The sequence below is a fragment of the Brevibacterium sp. CSND-B09 genome (assembly GCF_052906525.1).
The window spans coordinates 1,666,459-1,684,899 of the sequence record NZ_JBREGI010000001.1 but is presented as its reverse complement, the minus strand read 5'-3'; the positions used below and the strand labels follow the sequence as shown (position 1 = coordinate 1,684,899).

15 protein-coding genes are annotated in these 18,441 nt (G+C 61.5%); 9 read left to right on the top strand and 6 right to left on the bottom strand.

Annotated elements, in window-relative coordinates:
• Window positions 1-140: 140 nt before the first annotated feature.
• Entirely contained in the window at window positions 141-839 is a 699-nt protein-coding gene (locus ACU4IU_RS07620) for a GntR family transcriptional regulator (protein ID WP_139469509.1), read from the bottom strand.
• 146 nt (window positions 840-985) lie between these two features.
• Between ACU4IU_RS07620 and ACU4IU_RS07615 the strand changes: the two genes are divergently transcribed.
• From ACU4IU_RS07615 to ACU4IU_RS07585, 7 genes are all read left to right on the top strand, one after another.
• Window positions 986-2,227 (top strand): CaiB/BaiF CoA transferase family protein, encoded by a 1,242-nt coding sequence (locus tag ACU4IU_RS07615; RefSeq protein WP_446656362.1) that lies wholly within the window; start codon window positions 986-988, stop codon window positions 2,225-2,227.
• A gap of 5 nt (window positions 2,228-2,232) precedes the next feature.
• Window positions 2,233-3,975, top strand: coding sequence for a FumA C-terminus/TtdB family hydratase beta subunit (locus tag ACU4IU_RS07610; RefSeq protein WP_446656361.1), 1,743 nt, complete (start codon window positions 2,233-2,235; stop codon window positions 3,973-3,975).
• Window positions 3,976-4,010: 35 nt separating this feature from the next.
• A complete protein-coding gene (locus tag ACU4IU_RS07605) occupies window positions 4,011-5,159 on the top strand; it encodes an acyl-CoA dehydrogenase family protein (RefSeq protein ID WP_139469507.1) in 1,149 nt (382 codons plus the stop codon).
• Window positions 5,160-5,243: 84 nt separating this feature from the next.
• A complete protein-coding gene (locus ACU4IU_RS07600; RefSeq protein ID WP_446656360.1) occupies window positions 5,244-6,419 on the top strand; it encodes an acyl-CoA dehydrogenase family protein in 1,176 nt (391 codons plus the stop codon).
• A gap of 119 nt (window positions 6,420-6,538) precedes the next feature.
• Window positions 6,539-7,396: an FAS1-like dehydratase domain-containing protein gene (locus ACU4IU_RS07595; protein WP_446656359.1), complete on the top strand. Its 858-nt coding sequence runs from the start codon at window positions 6,539-6,541 to the stop codon at window positions 7,394-7,396.
• A gap of 11 nt (window positions 7,397-7,407) precedes the next feature.
• Entirely contained in the window at window positions 7,408-8,619 is a 1,212-nt protein-coding gene (locus ACU4IU_RS07590) for a CoA transferase (RefSeq protein WP_446656358.1), read from the top strand.
• A gap of 305 nt (window positions 8,620-8,924) precedes the next feature.
• A complete protein-coding gene (locus ACU4IU_RS07585; protein ID WP_446656357.1) occupies window positions 8,925-9,737 on the top strand; it encodes an HNH endonuclease in 813 nt (270 codons plus the stop codon).
• A 24-nt stretch (window positions 9,738-9,761) separates the two neighbouring features.
• On the opposite strand, the gene fabG is transcribed toward ACU4IU_RS07585, so the two are convergent.
• From fabG to ACU4IU_RS07560, 5 genes are all read right to left on the bottom strand, one after another.
• A complete protein-coding gene (gene fabG / locus ACU4IU_RS07580; RefSeq protein WP_446656356.1) occupies window positions 9,762-10,505 on the bottom strand; it encodes a 3-oxoacyl-ACP reductase FabG in 744 nt (247 codons plus the stop codon).
• A gap of 36 nt (window positions 10,506-10,541) precedes the next feature.
• A complete protein-coding gene (locus tag ACU4IU_RS07575) occupies window positions 10,542-11,828 on the bottom strand; it encodes an SLC13 family permease (RefSeq protein WP_446656355.1) in 1,287 nt (428 codons plus the stop codon).
• Window positions 11,829-11,893: 65 nt separating this feature from the next.
• Window positions 11,894-13,090, bottom strand: a complete 1,197-nt coding sequence (locus ACU4IU_RS07570; protein WP_446656354.1) for an acetyl-CoA C-acetyltransferase — start codon at window positions 13,088-13,090, stop codon at window positions 11,894-11,896.
• On the bottom strand, window positions 13,087-13,917 hold the full coding sequence (locus ACU4IU_RS07565) for an enoyl-CoA hydratase/isomerase family protein (RefSeq protein ID WP_446656353.1): 831 nt from the start codon (window positions 13,915-13,917) through the stop codon (window positions 13,087-13,089). Before ACU4IU_RS07565 ends, ACU4IU_RS07570 begins: the two co-directional genes overlap by 4 nt.
• Window positions 13,914-16,061, bottom strand: a complete 2,148-nt coding sequence (locus tag ACU4IU_RS07560) for an acetate--CoA ligase family protein (protein ID WP_446656352.1) — start codon at window positions 16,059-16,061, stop codon at window positions 13,914-13,916. The genes ACU4IU_RS07565 and ACU4IU_RS07560 overlap by 4 nt, the downstream gene beginning before the upstream one ends.
• 124 nt (window positions 16,062-16,185) lie before the next feature.
• Here ACU4IU_RS07560 and ACU4IU_RS07555 point away from each other — a divergent pair, with 124 nt between their 5' ends.
• Together ACU4IU_RS07555 and ACU4IU_RS07550 are read left to right on the top strand one after the other, a co-directional pair.
• Window positions 16,186-17,076, top strand: coding sequence for a LysR substrate-binding domain-containing protein (locus ACU4IU_RS07555; protein WP_446656351.1), 891 nt, complete (start codon window positions 16,186-16,188; stop codon window positions 17,074-17,076).
• 135 nt (window positions 17,077-17,211) lie between these two features.
• Complete coding sequence (locus tag ACU4IU_RS07550) at window positions 17,212-18,402, top strand: DNA cytosine methyltransferase (RefSeq protein ID WP_446656350.1); 1,191 nt, start codon at window positions 17,212-17,214, stop codon at window positions 18,400-18,402.
• Window positions 18,403-18,441: the final 39 nt, after the last annotated feature.

Below are 18,441 nucleotides of genomic sequence, written 5' to 3'. Positions count from 1 at the left end.
GCCGTGCGGAGAGTTCGTGCCGAGTCAGGTTCTCGATCGACCGTTCACGAGCCTAGAGGACTTTTCGCTGATTTCCAATATGATCGGCAAAAGAATGCATTATTTGTAGAACTGAGAGTTCGCGGCCTGCCTCGAGAGCGTCAGTCCGTGTCGAAGTCGAAGGGGTCGGAGACTGCCTGACCGGTCGTCGACTCGGCCAGGCGGAGGAAGCCGTTCGTGATGTGATCGCCGAGGTGGCGCGCCGCCGCGTCCGGATCGACGTCGCGGACAGCGTCGACGATCGACTGATGTTCGGCGTGCACCTGGTCGAGTCTCTCGGGGCTGTCGAGGGTGAGGTCCCACGGGAAGGCTCGCCAGCGTGCAGCGATGTCGTCGCGCAGCGCGGGCATTCCGCAGCGGTCGTAGAAGAAGAAGTGGAACTCCTCGTTGCGGGTGTTGCGTCCCAGTGAATCACCGTCGGCGCTCGCCTCGTCAAGCGCCTCGAGCAGGCGCTCGGCCTGGCGCAGCTCGTGCCTGGAGATCCGCGTGGTCGCACGGGCGATGGCGAAGGTCTCGGTGAGCTTTCGGGTGACGAAGAGGGACTTGAGACGGTCGACGTCGACGCCGGCGACGCGTACACCGCGGTGAGCTTCGGAGGTGACGAGACCCTCGGCTTCGAGGATCCGCAGGGCCTCGCGGACCGGCGTGATGGAGGCATTGAACCAGTCGGCGACCTGATCCTGTCGCAGTCGTTCGCCGCGATCGAGCTCGCGGGAGAGGATCTTTCGGCGCAGGCCGAGGACGATGACGTCCCGTTTGGTCGATGCCGACTCCTGATCCACCCGATGCCTTTCGTTCATGCGTCACCCGCTGTTGGGGTGTCAGTTTCATGTCTCGGTGGTCCCAGTCTACAGGCTCGGGCATCAACTGAGACCGAAGAATGCATTATTTGTGAAGATATGTATGATGTGGATGTCAACGTTTCATACCTCGTCGTGGAGGGCCGATGGCCACTGCTGCACCGACGTCCGTACCGAGCCCCGCGGGCCAGGACGACGCGACCGCCTCGAACCTGCCGCTGTCCGGCATCACTGTCATCAGCTGCGAGCAGGCAGTCGCCGCCCCCTTCGCCTCACGCCAGCTGGCGGACCTCGGAGCCCGGGTCATCAAGATCGAACGCCCAGGCGTCGGCGACTTCGCCCGCGGATACGACACGACGGTCAATGGACTCTCGAGCCATTTCGTGTGGATCAACCGCAACAAGGAGAGCCTGGCGCTCGACCTCAAGAGCCCCGACGGACTCAAGGTCCTGCACGAGCTCATCGCCTCGGCGGATGTCTTCATCCAAAATTTCGCCCCCGGCGCGGCAGAGAGACTTGGCCTCGGTGCCGAAGACCTTCGGTCGATCAACCCTCGGCTGATCCACGCCTCGATCTCCGGATACGGAACGGACGGGCCGTACAAAGATGCCAAGGCCTACGATGCACTTGTGCAGGCCGAGGCAGGACTGGTCTCCGTGACCGGAACAGAGGACTTCCCTGCGAAGACGGGAATCTCGACGGCAGATATCGCCGCGGGCATGTACACGTACTCAGGCATCCTCACCGCTCTGTACAACCGTGAGCGCACCGGTGTTGGCGCCACCTTGTCGACGAGCCTCTTCGACTCCCTCGTCGAATGGATGGGCTACCCCCTCTACTTCACCCGCTACGGCGGCACCCGTCCCACCCGGGCCGGCACCTCCCACGCCGCCATCGCCCCCTACGGCGCGTTCACCTGCGGCGATGGCACTCAGATCATGCTCGCGATCCAGAACGAACGCGAATGGGAACGCTTCGCCACTCAGGTTCTCGACCGTCCCGATATGGTCACCGACGAACGCTTCGACCGCGCCGCCCACCGCTACGCCCACCGACACGAACTCCAAGAGATCATCGAGCGAGCCTTCTCCGCTCTCACCGGCGAAGCCTGCGACGCCCTCCTCGAACAAGCCGCGGTCGCCCACTCGAGGCAGCGCGATATGAGCGAGATCGCCGACCACCCGCAGCTGACCGAACGCCACCGCTGGCACGAGGTCGAGACCCCCGCCGGTCCGATCTCCATGCTCGCACCACCGGTCGAGATGTCTGGGGTGGGCCATCGCATGGACCCGATTCCGGCGGTGGGACAGAACTCGGAGTCCATCCTCGGCGAGCTGGGAATGGATGCCGAGGCGATCGGCGAACTGCGCCACAACGGGGTGATCTGACGACTATGGACGACGAATCCGCACATCGGACCGACGGCGGGGCCGCCTCGGCGAGGGCCGACGACTTCACCTACTCACCTCTGCTGCCCACCGAAGGTGAGGGCCCGCGGATGCGCGGGCTCGACATCGGGGGAGTGGAGACGACCACCGTCGAGGTGGGCGGGACGTCGCGCTCGTTCCTTACGGTGGCGCCGGAGACCCTGTCCGACCTCGCCGAGGTCGCCTTCAAGGAGATCTCGCACTACCTGCGCACCGACCACCTGGCCAGCCTGCGCGCGATCATCGACGATCCGGAAGCCAGCGACAACGACGTCTTCGTCGCCCTCGACCTGCTGCAGAACGCTGCGGTCTCGGCCGGGGAGATCCTGCCGATGTGTCAGGACACGGGCACGGCGATCGTCTCGGCCAAGCGCGGACCGAACGTGCTCACCGACGGCGATGATGCCAGGCATCTGTCGCGCGGAATCGGTCGCGCCTACGAGGAGCTCAACCTTCGGTACTCGCAGTTGGCGCCGACGAGCCTGTTCGAAGAGACGAATACCGGCACCAACCTGCCCGCCCAGATCGAAGTGGGGTTGAGCCCCGCCGACGACTATGAGCTGCTGTTCATGGCCAAAGGCGGAGGCAGTGCGAACAAGTCCTTCCTCTACCAGGAGACGAAGGCCGTGCTCAACGAGTCGGCGATGCTCGACTTCCTCGCCGAGAAGATCTCCACCCTCGGCACCGCAGCCTGCCCGCCTTATCATCTGGCCGTCGTCATCGGCGGGCCGTCGGCCGAATTCACGCTCAAAACCGCGAAACTCGCCAGTGCCCACTACCTCGACGACCTGCCGGAGACCGGAGACGCCGAATTGGGGCACGGATTCAGGGACCGGGAATTCGAGCAGACCGTCTTCGAACTCACCCAGAACCTCGGCTTCGGTGCACAGTTCGGTGGCAAGTACTTCTGCCACGACGTCCGCGTCGTCCGGCTGCCCCGACACAACGGATCCCTGCCGATCGCGATCGCCGTGAGCTGTTCGGCAGACCGGCAGATCATCGCCCGCATCAACGCAGACGGCGTGTTCATCGAAGAACTCGAACACGATCCGGCGAGGTTCCTGCCCGCGATGGGCCGCGTCGAGGAGATCGAATCCGGCAATGTCACCGCCATCGACCTCGACCGACCGATGCCGAGTCTGCAGGAACAGCTGTCCGAACTGTCCGTCGGCGACCGTGTGTCGCTGACGGGAACGGTCGTCGTCGCCCGCGACATCGTCCACGCGGAGCTGCGCGACCGCCTCGATTCCGGTGGGGAGCTTCCCGAGTATTTCAAAGACCATCCGATCTACTATGCGGGGCCGGCGAAGACACCCGAGGGAATGCCCTCGGGGTCGTTCGGTCCGACCACCTCATCGCGGATGGACACCTATGTGCGGCATTTCCAGGAGGCCGGCGGATCGATGATCATGCTCGGCAAAGGCAATCGGTCCGCGCAGGTGAAGAGCTCCTGCGCCGAATTCGGCGGCTTCTACCTCGGATCGATCGGCGGCCCTGCCGCCCGGCTGGCTCAGGACTGCATCACCTCGGTCGAGGTCCTCGATATGGAGGAGCTCGGTATGGAGGCAGTGTGGAAGATCCACGTCGAAGACTTCCCTGCGTTCATCATCACCGACGACAAGGGCAATGACTTCTTCGACAGCACCGGTCCGCCGACGCTCGGCCTCGGCCGGACCCGCACGGTCCGCGACGGCACCCGACTGGACTGAGCTTTCCAAATGACGAACGAACAGAGGATTTCACCATGGCAGTGAGCAATGAAGAGCAGATGATGATCGACCTGGTCGCCGAATTCATCGACGAGCAGGTCAAACCCAGTGTCAACAAGGTCGAGCACGCCAATGAGTACCCCGAGGCGTGGATTCAGACGATGAAGGATATGGGCATCTACGGGCTCGCCATCGACGAGCCGTGGGGGATGGGCAAGGTCTCGACCGAGGCGTATGCGCTCATCACTCAGGAGCTGGCTCGCGGGTGGATGTCCCTGGCCGGTGCCATGGGCGGGCACACCGTCGTCGCGAAGCTCCTCCAGGAATACGGCACCCAGGAGCAGAAGGACAAGTACCTGCCTCGGATGGCCACCGGTGAGCTGCGAGCGACGATGGCGCTGACCGAACCCGGCGGCGGCTCCGACCTTCAGGCCATGCGCACCACAGCAGCGAAGGACGGTGACGACTACGTCATCAACGGGTCGAAGACGTGGATCACGAACGCCCGGAAATCCGACCTCATCGCACTGCTGTGCAAGACCGACCCCGAGGCGGAACCCCGTCACAAGGGCATCTCGATCATCCTCGTGGAGAAGGGGGAGGGCTTCACGGTCTCCCAGGATCTGTCGAAGCTCGGGTACAAGGGCGTCGAGACCTGCGAATTGTCCTTCGACGGTCTGCGGCAGCCGCAGTCGCAGCTGCTGGGTGAGGCCGAGGGTGTCGGGTTCAAGCAGATGATGAAGGGCCTCGAGATCGGCCGCATCCAGGTCGCGTCCCGGTCGCTCGGCGTCGCGCAGGCTGCGCTCGATGATGCGGTGAAGTATTCGCAGGAGCGCGAGTCGATGGGCAAGCCGATCTGGAAGCACCAGTCGGTGGGCAATAAGCTCGCCACGATGGCGACGAAGCTCGAGGCCGCCCGGCAGCTCGTCCTCCACGCCGCCCGCACCTATGATTCGGGTGCGCGTGTGGACATGGAGGCAGGAATGGCGAAGCTCTATGCCTCGGAGATGGCCGCCGAGGTGGCCCTCGATGCCATCCGCGTCCATGGCGGTTACGGATACTCCACCGAATACGACGTCGAACGCTACTACCGCGATGCTCCGCTGATGATCGTCGGCGAAGGCACGAACGAGATCCAGATGAACGTCATCGCCAAGCAGCTCATCGGTCGGAATAAGGCCTGAGGGTCGTGGCTGGCACCTGCACCTGCCGCACAAAGACGATTCGCCTCTAGCCATCTGACCACGCACTCCACCTGAGGGAAGAACATGACTCACAAACCCCGTCCACGTCCGGATACCCCGCACATGATGACCGAGGAGCGCCTCGAAATCCAGGCGCTCGCCCACGAGTTCGCCCGCGACGTCGTCCTCCCGCTCGCCAACGAGCTCGACCCGGTTGAAGGTCAGTTCCCCGACTCGATGGTCAAGCAGATGGCCGAGATGGGCTTCTTCGGGATTCTCATCCCCGAAGAGTTCGGCGGACTCGGTTTGGGTGTGTTCGAGTACTGCCTCGTCGCCGAGGAGCTCTCCCGTGCTTGGATGTCCGTGGCTGGACTGCTGGCCCGCGGCAATGGCATGGGCGGTGGGTTCTCTCCCGAACAGGAAGCCCGCTTGCTGCCGAAGGTCGCCAGTGGTGAGTACCTTGGCGCGTTCGCTCTGTCGGAGGCTGAGGCCGGGTCGGATGTGGCGAATCTGCGGTGCAAGGCCGAACGCAATGCCGATGGTGACTGGGTCATCAACGGCACGAAGATGTGGTGCACATATGCCGATCAGGCCGACTACATCATCCTCTTCGCCCGCACTTCGGTGGAGGAGAAGCGGCATCGGGGGATCTCGGTGTTCCTCGTCGAGAAGGAACGCGGCACCTTCCCCGAGGGGATCTCCGGGGCGCCGGCGAAGAAGATCGGGTATCACGGGTGGAAGACGTGGGAGCTGTCGTTCGACAACTTCGTCCTGCCCGCCGATGCTCTGCTCGGTGAGGAAGGACGCGGGTTCTACCAGGCGGTGTCTGGCCTCGAGGTCGGGCGTGCGCACACGGCTGCGCGGTCGATCGGGTTGGCGCAGGCGGCGCTCGAGGACTCGGTGAAGTATCTCAAGGAACGCGAACAGTTCGGGCATCCGTTGGCTGATTTCCAGCATCTGAGGTTCAAGGTCGCGGACATGGCCGCTCAGATCGAGGCGTGCCGGCAACTGATGTACCACGTGTGCACGGAGATCGATTCGGGTCGTCGCTGTGACAAGGAAGCGGCGATGGTGAAGTACCTGGCCGGAGAGATGAGCGAGAAGGTCACCTCGGAGGCTCTGCAGATCCATGGTGGTGCCGGGTATACGAAGGACTTCGCCGTTGAACGCCACTGGAGGGATGCTCGGTTGACGAAGATCTTCGAAGGCTCGTCCGAGATCCAGATGCGCATCATCTCCGACGAACTCTTAGGCCGCTGACCCCAATTGCTACCTGACGGCGGCCCAGCAACCTGGCGCCAGGTATCTGCGCCGCCGTCACGTAGCAATTAGTAGGTTATGGGCGCTTTTCACGAACTACCGATTGGAATTTGACTGCGATGAGTGAGACGAACCTCCAGGACTGGGTCGGCCGCAGCGCCACCGTCACCGAGACCGCCGATGGGGAACGGGCCGCACGCCTGGCGACACTGCTCGGCCGTGACGGGGACAAGGCTGCACCGCTGTTCCCGCTGGGGCACTGGCTGCACTTCTCGGAAGACGACGTCCCGATGAGCGAACTCGGAGCCGACGGGCATGCCGCGCTTGGTGGGTTCATGCCGCCGGTGCCTCTGCCCAGGCGGATGTGGGCCGGCAGCGACCTGACTTTCCACACGCCGATCCTGCCCGGTCAGGCGATCGAGCGGACGACGACGATCGAATCGATCACGGAAAAGACCGGCAGCACCGGCCCCCTGTGTTTCGTCGTGCTTCGTCACGAGATCACCGCGGACGGGAAGCCTGCCACGACGGACCGGCACACGATCGTCTACCGCGAAGCCACAACGGCGCCCGAGGGATCAGCGGCCAAGCTCCCACGGGAGGATTCACCCGCACCAGAGGCCTGGGACTGGACTCGCTCGGTACGACCAAACGAGGTCACGCTCTTCCGATATTCGGCGTTGACGTTCAACTCCCACCGGATCCACTACGACGCCCCCTACGTGACCGAGATCGAAGGGTATCCCGGGCTGGTCACGCATGGTCCATTGACGGCGACACTGCTGTTGGACGCGTTCATGTCCACCCACCCCGAAGCGGCTGTGACCGGGTACCGGTTCACCGCGAAGTCCCCGCTGTTCGCGAACGAACAGATCCACCTCGTCGGCAGAGAGACCGAACCCGGCAGCCACGAACTCAAGGCCATCGCCCCAGGTGGGAAGACCGCGATCGCCGCCACCGTGACAACGAAGAACTGAGGAGCACTACTATGTCCGACACCCGCCCCGCACCCCTGACCGGCCTCAAGATCGTCGAGATCTCTGCCTTCGTCGCAGCCCCACTGGGGTCGATGACGTTGGCGCAGCTCGGAGCCGATGTCATCCGCATCGACCCGATCGGCGGAAACATCGATGCGAACCGGTGGCCGATCAGCGATGACGGCACTTCGATCTACTGGGCGTCCCTGAACAAGGGGAAGCGCTCGGTCACACTCGACCTCAAGTCCGAGGAAGGGCAGAAGATCGCCACCGACCTCATCGCCGAGGCGGGCACCCTCATCACGAATCTGCCCGCTCGCGGGTGGTTGAGCTATGAGAATCTCAAGCAGCATCGCGAGGATCTCGTCATGCTCCGCCTAGGCGGGTGGCACGACGGTTCCCCGGCAGTCGATTACACGGTCAACGCGGCCAGCGGATTCCCGATCATCACCGGTGACGACGAGCGTCCGGTCAACAATGCGGTGCCGGCATGGGACGTCGCTGCGGGACTCTATATTTCGAATGGAATCATGGCTGCCGAGCTGGATCGTCGTACCTCGGGCAAAGGCCAGGAGATCACCTTGGCGCTCTCGGATGTCATGCTCGCCACCGTCGGCAACCTCGGATACATCGCCGAAGTTCAGGCGACGGGCAAGACCCGAGGTGCCTTGGGCAATGGCTTGTACGGAGCGTATGGGCAGTCGTTCGAATGCGCGGACGGCCGTCAGGTGATGGTCGTGGTCATTTCGAACAAGCACTGGAGAGGTTTGGGAAAGGCAACGGGGCTGGTTGAGAAGCTCGAAATGATCGGCCCGCTGCTCGACGTCGACTTGTCGACCGAAGGCGGTCGGTTCGAGGCTAGGGAGGCCATCGATGCGGTGGTGCGTCCGTGGTTCACTGCGCACAATTCCGAAGACGCGACGAGGCTGCTCGCCGAGGCGGGGGTGCTTGTCGGCGGGTTCCAGTCGTTCGAGGAACTGGTGAACTCAGACCCTAGGTGCTCGACAGAGAACCCGATGCTCACCGAAATCGATCAACCGGGTGTGGGTCGTGTCTTGGCACCAAGAGTGCCGTTGAAGTTCGGCGGGTCCCCAGCAGCCGGTGCCATGCCTGCACCACAGCTGGGTGGTAATGCGGCCGAGGTACTCGAATCTGAACTTGGTCTCGATGCCGAAGCGAGAAATCGGCTGAGCTTGGACGGAGTGGTCGACCTCGCGAAGTGAGCGGCCAGTGCGCGGGCTTGGACATCATTGACGATGACGTGAAGTTCACTACGGTGTTCGGCAACACCTAGCTCAACCGGGAAACGTCGGCCCTTCGTGATACCCACCTAGATCTTGTCGGACTCGATCAAGCTGGCTGAACTCGTTGCCCGAGGAATCCGCCGCATCGTCTAGTCTCACGACGGTGCTTCTCAGTGCTTGCGCATGTCGAAACCGGGCTACGCAGATGGGTGCAAGACGTTACCTGGTTAGACTGCGAACCAACCGCCGAGTTTGAAGCCGTTCGACTGAGAAAGACATACCTGATGGCCAAAACCTTTCATCCCGAACACCGCAGCGCCTACGCGTCATACATGTTGTTGTGGAATCCCGACTACTTCTTCTGGCCCGAGGACGAACGGTTGGAGACCCTTGCCAGTATCGAAGCAGGCGAACCGGCCGAGGCCCAGTGGTCAATGAGTGCGAACCATCGCCATGTGCAGGTCGGTGATCGAGTCTATCTGCGCAAGACGGGCCAGGGAGATCGAGGCATCGTCGCTGCCGGGTGGGTCCAAGGAGAGGTCATCATGCAGCCACATTGGGACGGCTCGGCAAGAGCGGCCACCTACGTCCCAATCTCCTGGGACTCTTTGGTTGACGTCGACAACCCCTTCAACCTTGAACCCATTTCCCAACAGTTTCCCTCCGGCATCTGGAGGGGAATGCAGAGCGGCATGAGGATTCCAGACGATGCCACTCAAGAGCTGGAACGTCAGTGGCAGGGCCACTTCGGTCGGGCACTTCGACAGGAGCAGAACCGTGATGATGTCGATCATGATTCAGCGTCCCCCATCGAGCGGCGCTATGCGGTATCGGTCATCCGCGCAAGGCGGCATCAAAAGAGTTTCCGAGCGCTGCTGCTTCAGAATCGTGAGCTCAAATGCCAGGTCGACGGTTGTCCGATCTGCGATCTGCGACTCCTCGAAGCTGCTCATATCGTTCCCGACTCCGATGGAGGAGCGTCGTCCTTGGACAATGGTCTGCTGCTGTGCCCGAATCATCACCGAGCTTTAGACGTCGGGCTCATCGACTATGACGGCGATGAGTTCTTCTGGAATGACGAAGTTGAGCCGTTCTGAATCTCGGCAACCCCTTTTCCACGCTCATATATGACGGCCTCCGGCGATTTCCAGCACCACCCCGGTGATGTACGAAGCCATATCGGAAGCGAGGAACGTCACCGCAGACGCGATCTCGCTTGGCTCACCCGCTCGACCCATAGGAATATCGGCGATTTTCGCTTCGATGCGATCTGGCCTCATCGCGGCTGTCATGGGTGTGTTGATGAAGCCAGGCTGGATTGCGTTCACCCGGACATTTTTGAACCCGACTTCCTTCGCGGCGGCTTTGGTCATGCCGACGATTCCGGCCTTGGCCGCTGAATAGTTCGTCTGGCCCAGATTGCCCACTTTCCCGGCGATCGACGAGACGTTGATGATCGATCCGCCTTCGGACTGATCACGCATGAGTCCGGAAGCGGAACGCAATCCATTCCAGGTTCCTCGGAGATGCACGGCGATGACTTGGTCAAACTGTTCTTCACTCATCTTGCGCATGGTGGCATCGCGGGTGATTCCGGCATTGTTGACCATGACGTCCAACGACCCGAACCTCTCGACCGCGGTGGCGCACAGGTGCTCCACTTGGTCGAGGTTGACGACATCACATGTCACGCCGATCGCTCGGTCACCGATGTCGAGTGAACTAGCGGCCGCAGCGGCGGCTTCGCCGTCGAGGTCACCGATGACGACATCGGCGCCGGCGTCGGCGAATGCTCGGGCAATGGCATAGCCAAGTCCCTGGGCTCCTCCGGTGACGACCGCGGTGCGGTTTTCGAGCAGTTTCATGTGAACTCCTTCAGTAGTGGGATACGAGGTGACCGGTCAGAAGGGATAAGCGACAGGTGCCAACAACGCCGTGGCAGCCGCGAGTATGAGAACCAGCGGGCCGCCGATCTTGATGTAGTCCATGTAGCGGAAACCAGCGACGAGTGTCTGGGTCATACAGGCCGTGCCGATCGGAGTTCCGCATGCGAGGTTGCATGCCAGGGTGACGGCAATTGCCCAGCTCGTCGGGTCGGCGCCGAAAGAGAGCGCGACTGAGATGACAATTGGAACGAACATCGCTGTCAGGGCCGTATTCGAAGCGAAGTTGGTGAGGATCGCCGCGACGATGATGAAGACGCTGAGCACCAACCAGGGGCTCGACGCCTCACCGAAGACTCCGACGATGGCATCGGCGATCAGCTGTCCGCCGCCCGAATCTGTCAGACCTTGGCCGAAAGCCTGAGCCGCGGAGAGGATGATCAAGGTGTTCCAGTCCATCTGCCTGATGGCGTCTTTGAACGAGATGCAGCCGGTGACGATCATGAGGATAGCGCCGATGAGCGCGATGACGGCGATATTCCACAGCCCGGAGACGAACCCGATGATGATGGCGACCATGAGGAGCATCGAAAACGGAAGCTTCCAGCGTGCCGGCTTCACTTCACTCGCGCTGTTCGGATCTTTCTGATCGGCGAGGAGGTCGGGCGGGGTGAAAGTCAGCACCTTGTTTCCGACGCGATAACCGATTGTGGCCATGTAGAGGACGGTGATCACGATGAGCGGACCGCCGATGCGCGACAGGGTGAAGATGCCCATCGGCTCCGTACCGTCGGTGGTCTCGAGGATTCCCTGGGTGACCAATTGAGCTGTCGACCCGGTCAGCGTGGCGATGCCGCCGATCGCGGCGCCGATTCCAGCACCCATGATGGCCAGTGGCATGCGAATGCGTCCCTGTGACCGGTTCGCGATGATAGCAACAAGGGGAATGAAGATCGCGACGACTGCACTGTTGCTGAGGAACGCTGAGAGAATCGCCGAGGCGGCCGTGACGACCGCGATCAGTGCACGTTCATTGCGGTAGAGACCGATCGCTTCGAACTTCGAGGCGACGAAATCCGCGAATCCGGTCTTGAAGAGAGCATTTCCGACAACCATCATTCCGGCACAGAAGAGCGTGACCGTGCTTCCGAAGGGGCTGTAGGCCTCTTCGAGGTCGATGGCTCCGACGATGGCCATGAGCAGTGCGGCGATGACCGCGGTGACGGCGATCGGAATCTTTTCGAGTACGAACGAGACCATCGCGACGGCGACGATGATGATAGTGAGAATTGGCAGAGCGACCATGGATATCTCCTCTTTGAGTACTGGCCGTTAGTGGCAATTGTGTGGTGACTGGTGAAACGGGGCGTTCAGGCGGATTCGAAGACGGCAGCCATTCCTTGGCCTCCGCCGATGCACATCGTCTCGAGGCCCAAGCCCCCGCCTCGGCGATTGAGCTCGTGCAGCATCGTCGTCATGATTCTGACGCCGGTGGCCCCAACAGGGTGACCGAGGGAGATCCCCGAGCCGTTGACGTTGAGGCGGTCCATATCGGCCCAGTCCCAGCCTTTGAGGACGGCGAGGGCTTGCGGGGCGAACGCCTCGTTGAGCTCGACGAGTGAGAAATCATCGAAGGTCAGCCCGGTGCGTTTGAAGAGTTTCTCAACAGCTGGAACCGGTCCGATGCCCATCTGTGCGGGCTCGCAGCCGACGGCAGTCCACGCCGAAAGGTAACCCAGGGGTTCCAAACCGAGTATGTCCAATGTGTCTTCGGCGACGACCAGGCATGCGGCTGCCGCATCGTTCTGCTGACTCGCATTGCCTGCGGTGACGATTCCGCCGTCCATGAGCGGGCGGAGTCGTGCAAGGGAGTCGATGGTGGTGTCGGGTCGGATACCCTCGTCGCGTGTGAATTCGGCGGGATCACCACGGCGTTGGGGAACGGTGACGGGGACCACCTCGGCGTCGAAGGCCCCGGATTCCCATGCTTGAGCGGCACGGCAGTGGCTGCGGGCGGCGAATTCGTCGGCGTCCTCTCGTGTGATCCCGTAGGTTCGTGCGAGGTTCTCTGCGGTCTCGATCATTCCGGAGATATAACCGAATCGGTCTTCGGGCTGTGATCGTTCCCGCCCGCGTTCGAGCCTGTCATGCATGGTGGAGCTGCCTGATCGGCTGCCCCATCGCATGTCGGTTGAGTAGTACTCGATGTTGCTCATCGACTCGACACCACCGGCGATCACTGCGGTGGCGGCTCCTGTCTGCACCATCATCGCTGCGGTAGCGATGGCCTGCAGACCGCTGCCGCAGCGACGATCGAGCTGCATGCCCGCCACATGGATCGGCAGCCCTGCCTGGAGCGCAACCCATCGGCCGACGCACGGGACTTCGCTGTTGGCATAGGACTGAGCGAAGACGACGTCTTCGATCTGATCCATGTCTATTCCGCTGCGAGCAATCACTTCTCTGACAACGGTCGCACCGAGGTCTTCGACAGGCACCGGGCGCAATGACTTGCCGAAGCTGCCGATAGGTGTGCGTGTCGGGGCGACGATGGCTGCACGTTTCATTGCGGTCCTGTCTGTTCGGAGGTGCGGGAGGTCTGAGCGTGTGTGAAGTCGGGCGGTCTGCGTTCGAGAAATGCGGTTGTTCCTTCGACGCACTCCGATGAGCTGAAGGCGAGGTCGCTGGCGGCCAACGAGCGATCGATCATCGCCCGTTTCGAATGGGTTGTACCGTCGTCGATGAGCTGTTTGGCCAGAGCGAGGGCTTGTGGAGGACGACTGTTGAGGTTGTCGGTCAGGACGAGGGCCGCGTTCAATGCGTTGCCGGGGTCGACGACGCGATTGATGAGCCCCCATTCCAATGCAGTCTGAGCGCTGATCGGCTCGGCGAGGAAGATGAGTTCCTTGACCCGTCCTGCGGTGATGCGGTCCAAACTGCGATACGTTCCGCCGCTGCTGGGAAACACGCCGAGGTTCGTCTCCGGAAGTGCGAGTGAGACCTGTTCTTCGGCGACGATGAGGTCACAGCACAACGCCAGCTCCAGACCGCCTCCATAGGTCAGTCCTTGAAGCGCGGCGACGGTGGGCTTCGGAATCGTCGCAAGGGATGCGAAGATCGCATTCTGTCGGCGCAGCTTCCGGTCGACGGCTGCGCCCGGAACCTGCAGATCGGGGAACTCGGTGATGTCGGAACCGGCGCAGAAGGCCCGGGTGCCGTCCCCGGTGACCACGATTGAGCAGATGGAGTCATCGGCAGCGCAATGATCGATGAGTCCGCCGAGGCGTGCGACCATCGGGATGCTCATGACGTTGACCGGAGGGTTGGACAGTGTGAGCACCGCTGTGCGTCCGACCGTGTGGAAGCCGACGAGGTGGGCATTGTCGCTTGTCATGTGGCATTCCTTACTGTGCTTGGGATGACGAGAGCGTCAAGAGCGAAGGCTCCCTGGCCGGGCGGAAGCACCCGCAGGGGATTGATCTCGACGGAGCCGAGTTCGTCGGCATGGGCGTCGGCGAAGGACGAGACCGCAACGATGGCTCTCACCAAGGCTTGACGGTCACCGCCGGGGTGCCCGCGGAAACCGTCGAGCAGAGCGGACATGCGAGTTTCGCTGATCATCTCGTGGGCCTGTGTGGTGTCGATCCGGCCGATTCGCATGGCGATGTCGCCATAGAGCTCGGCCTCGGTCCCGCCGAGTCCGACGACGGTCACCGGACCGAAGACGGGATCGTTCGTCGTGCCGATGATGACCTCGATTCCCTCCGGCGCCATGGCGGTGATGAGGACGCCGTCGATGAGGGCGTCGGGGGCCGCCACGGATACGCGATCGACGATGGCGCAACGGGCCGCCTCGGCGGATGCGGCGTCGGCGACATTGAGAACGACGCCGCCGATCTCGGTCTTGTGAGCGATTTCGGCCGAAACGATCTTGATCGCGTAGGGAGCAGGAATGGCCTGAGTGGCCTCAGACAGTTCATCTGAGCTCGTTACCAGGGCAGACGGCAACATGGGCAGACCAGCAGCTTCGAGTCTGAGACGAGACTCGAACTCGGATAGAGCACGATCGCCGAGGCTGTCGCTCGATTCGATCGTATCGACGTCGTGAGTGTGACGCCCCCATGCTTCGACGAAGAAGCTCAGTGCGCTCAGCGCCTTCACCGCCCGTTCCGAGTCGTCGTAAACAAGGAAGCCATCGTCTTCGTAGGCGGTGATGACAGAGGTGCGAGCTTCCATGCAGAGGACCGTCGGCCGGTCGAAGAAGTCTGCCGTGCCAGCTGTGATCGCCTGGCGCACTTGGTCGCCGAAGGCGGGTGTATCGGGGAGCATGGTCAGCGCGGCGACGATGCTGCTGTACCCGCCTTCGGCATACATCACTTCGAGAGTCTGCGTGATGAGCGAGGTGTCGTTGAGCCAGTTTGCCGTCGTGTCGCAAGGATTGTTGTCGCTGCCCATGGGATTGATCTGCCGCAGCTTCTCCTGACCTGCTTCAGGCAGTGGCGCGACGTCGAGGTTGTGCCTTCCCGCAGCGTCACAGAGCTGGACGCCGAAGCCGCCCGAGACGGTGACGACTCCGAGGCTGCGTTCGGCAGGGTAGACCCCACGGCTGCAGGCATAGGCGACGTCGATCTGTTCCTGGGTCGTCGTGGCCCGGTAGGCACCGTATTGGCGAAGAACTGCATCGAAGACCGCGTCTTCGCCTGCCAGGCTGTCCGTGTGGGACTGGGCGGCGCGTGCGCCGATCGCTGATTGGCCGACCTTCATGAACACGATCGGGATGTGGCGACTGCGGGCATTTTCCAACGCTGAGGTGAACCGTGCTCCGTCGGTAACGCCTTCGGCGTAGGCGAGTATCACGGAGACGTCGTCTTGGCGGGCAAGCCAGTCGATGCATTCGGCAACATCGATGTCGCTTTCGTTGCCAGTCGACATCCAGTAGCTCACACCCAGATTGCGTCGACGGCAAAGGTAGGCCAAGTGGCCGCCGTAGGCTCCGCTCTGGCTGACGATGGCAACGCCGCCGGGTTTCGGCAATCCGCCGTCGAAGGCGCTGGAGAAGGTTCCCATAAAGCCGATCGATGAGTTCATAACGCCGAGGCAGTTCGGTCCGAAGAGTCGGACGCCGCGCTGCGCGGCTACGGCCTCGAGTTCCCGCTGTGCTGCTCGTCCCTTTGCCCCGGTTTCGGCAAATCCTGCTGCGAAGATCACCGCCGTTCCGATACCTGCGTCTGCGCACTCATTGACAGCGTCCAGCAGATGAGCGGCGCCGAGGCAGATCAGCGCGATGTCTGCTGATTCGGGAAGGTCGGTGACTGAGGCAAAGGCCGGCAGACCCTGGACGGTTGAGCGTTTGGGGTTGACTGGGTAGATGCGTCCTTCGAATCCCGCGCTTTTGAGATAGTGCAGAGCTCTGCCGGATATGCGTTCGGTGTTGTTCGACGCACCGATGATGGCGACTGATTGAGGGTGCAGGGCGCGGTCGAGGAAATGTTTAGAACCTGTAGCAGCGGAGGGAGCTGTGGCGGACCGAGTTTGCATAGAGTCTCTTCCTTGAGATGACGGGTTTCTCAACAGAGACAGCTTGATCGAGGATCGTTCCGTGATACAAGAGAGTAATCTAGATCAAAAGTACTGATACATCATGTGTATCAAGGAGGGGTCGATGGAGCTGCGCCAGCTCAAGTACTTTCTCGCAGTTGCAGAGACTCTGAACTTCCGCGCTGCGGCGGAGAAGCTCAATATGACTCAGCCCCCGCTCTCGGTGTCGATCCGCAAGCTGGAGGAAGAGATCGGCGCTGAGCTGTTGGTGCGTTCGACTCATCAGGTGGAGCTGACTGCAGCCGGTCGAGAGATTCTGCAAGATGTGAGGGAACTGCTCTTCGGTGCTGAAGAGGTCAAACGCAAAGCTGTTGAGACAGTCGCGGGGTTGTCTGGCGAGTTGAGGCTCGGATTTGTCGGGTCTGCGAAGAATCGCGTCCTGCCGAGGCTGCTGCCTGAGTTCAGAAATCGATTTCCCAACGTTGTGCTCCGAGTCTTCGAAGGTTCAAATGCGGAGTTGTCGACGGCGGTTCTTGACCGTCGGCTGGACCTGGCACTGCTGCGCCCACCGCTGGGGGAGCGGTCGGAGCTTCGAACGCAGAACATCGAAGATGATGAGTTGGTCGTTGCTTTGCCGGCACGGCACAGATTGGCCGGAATGGCAGAGATCCGCGCAATAGATCTTGGTCGAGAGCCGTACATCGGCTACACCTCGGTGGGCTCTCCTGGTCTCGCGGCACAATGCCGTGTGGCACTTGAAGCCGCCGGAATCAATCCACCGATCGCTCAGCGAGCGATACAGGTGGAGACGGCGTTGTTTCTAGTCGAGACAGGTCTCGGGTTCGCCCTTGTCCCGTCGAGCTTTCGACATCGCCTCAATCCGGGGGTCGTACTACTCCAGGTCAAAGACCGCACGCAATGGCCGAAGCTGCGTCTGGCTGTCGCCTACGACCCGGCACTCACTTCAAATATCGCCAAGACAATGATCGACATGTGCACAGGGCTAGTTGAGTAGCCTGGTGTGTGAAGCTATTGCAAGAATAATCATACTGAAGACCGACTCCTCGCAGTTGCCCCAATCGTGAAGAGCTCTCTACGTCAGTGCCGGATGTCATGCTGCAATCATGACTAAACAGGTAGGATTATCGGCATGCCTAAAGTAACTTCGATTGACTCTATCCGACCTCAGGTTCTTGAGTTTTTCGCTGGAATAGGTCTTGCTCGGATTGGCTTGGAGTCTGCCGGGTTCAAGGTCTCATGGGCCAACGATTTCGCGCCAGACAAGAAGTCAATGTACGAATCCCAGTTTGTTGACGACGTCTCGGGGTATGTTTCGCAAGATATAGCCACCATTGAGGCTGCACAACTTCCACGTGGGGCTTCGTTGGCATGGGCCTCGTCCCCGTGTACAGACTTGTCTTTGGCAGGAACTCGCTCGGGCCTCAGAGGGACACAGTCGGGGACGTTTTGGCACCTAATCCGGATACTGGAGGATCTAGGTGAGGACCGTCCATCTCTGGTTGTTCTCGAGAACGTGACAGGGTTGGCAACTTCGCATGGTGGCGATGACATTTCAGCCGCAATCCGTGCCTTCAACTCTTTGGGCTATTCGGTTGACGTTCTCTCCATCGACGCTCGCCGATTCGTTCCTCAATCAAGGCCCCGCCTCTTCTTGGTTGGAGCTCAGGTGCCGCCGCAACATAGTGAAGAGGTTTCGACTCTCAGGCCCGATTGGCTGCAGTGGATCTTTGACGATCCAACGCTCGTCACGCACAAAGCGCTCCTACCCGAACCGCCTGAACTTCTCGCTGAAGGTTTGGAAAACGTAATCGAGTTAGTGCCAGCGGCAGATGAGCGGTGGTGGGGTGCAGAGCGAACATCGGCGTTCGTGGATTCGCTATCCTCAGTTCAACTCGAGCGCTTGAACGCATTCCTTAATGACCCCACGATTCGCTATCGAACCGCTTATCGGCGAACTCGAAAGGGAAACGCAGTTTGGGAAATGCGACCCGACGACATAGCGGGTTGCCTTCGTACCGCTCGCGGCGGATCTTCCAAGCAGGCAGTGGTTCAAGTTGGAGGAGGTCGAGTGCGGGTGCGTTGGATGACGCCGTTGGAGTATGCACGGCTGATGGGCGCGGGAGATTACAACCTAGGCGGTTTGAGGGCCAGCCAGATTCTCTTCGGATTTGGTGACGCCGTAGCTGTCCCAGTCGTACGTTGGCTAGGCGAACACTATTTGCGGCCGCTAATTCGTGGAACTTTGGGAGTCCAGGACGTTGCGCACTCTCTAGCAGTTGGCGACCAGTTGATTTCGCATGGGGCAGACAATGGCAAGTGAGGGACGAGCTTCGTACCATGGATCTCACCGAGTAGCGAG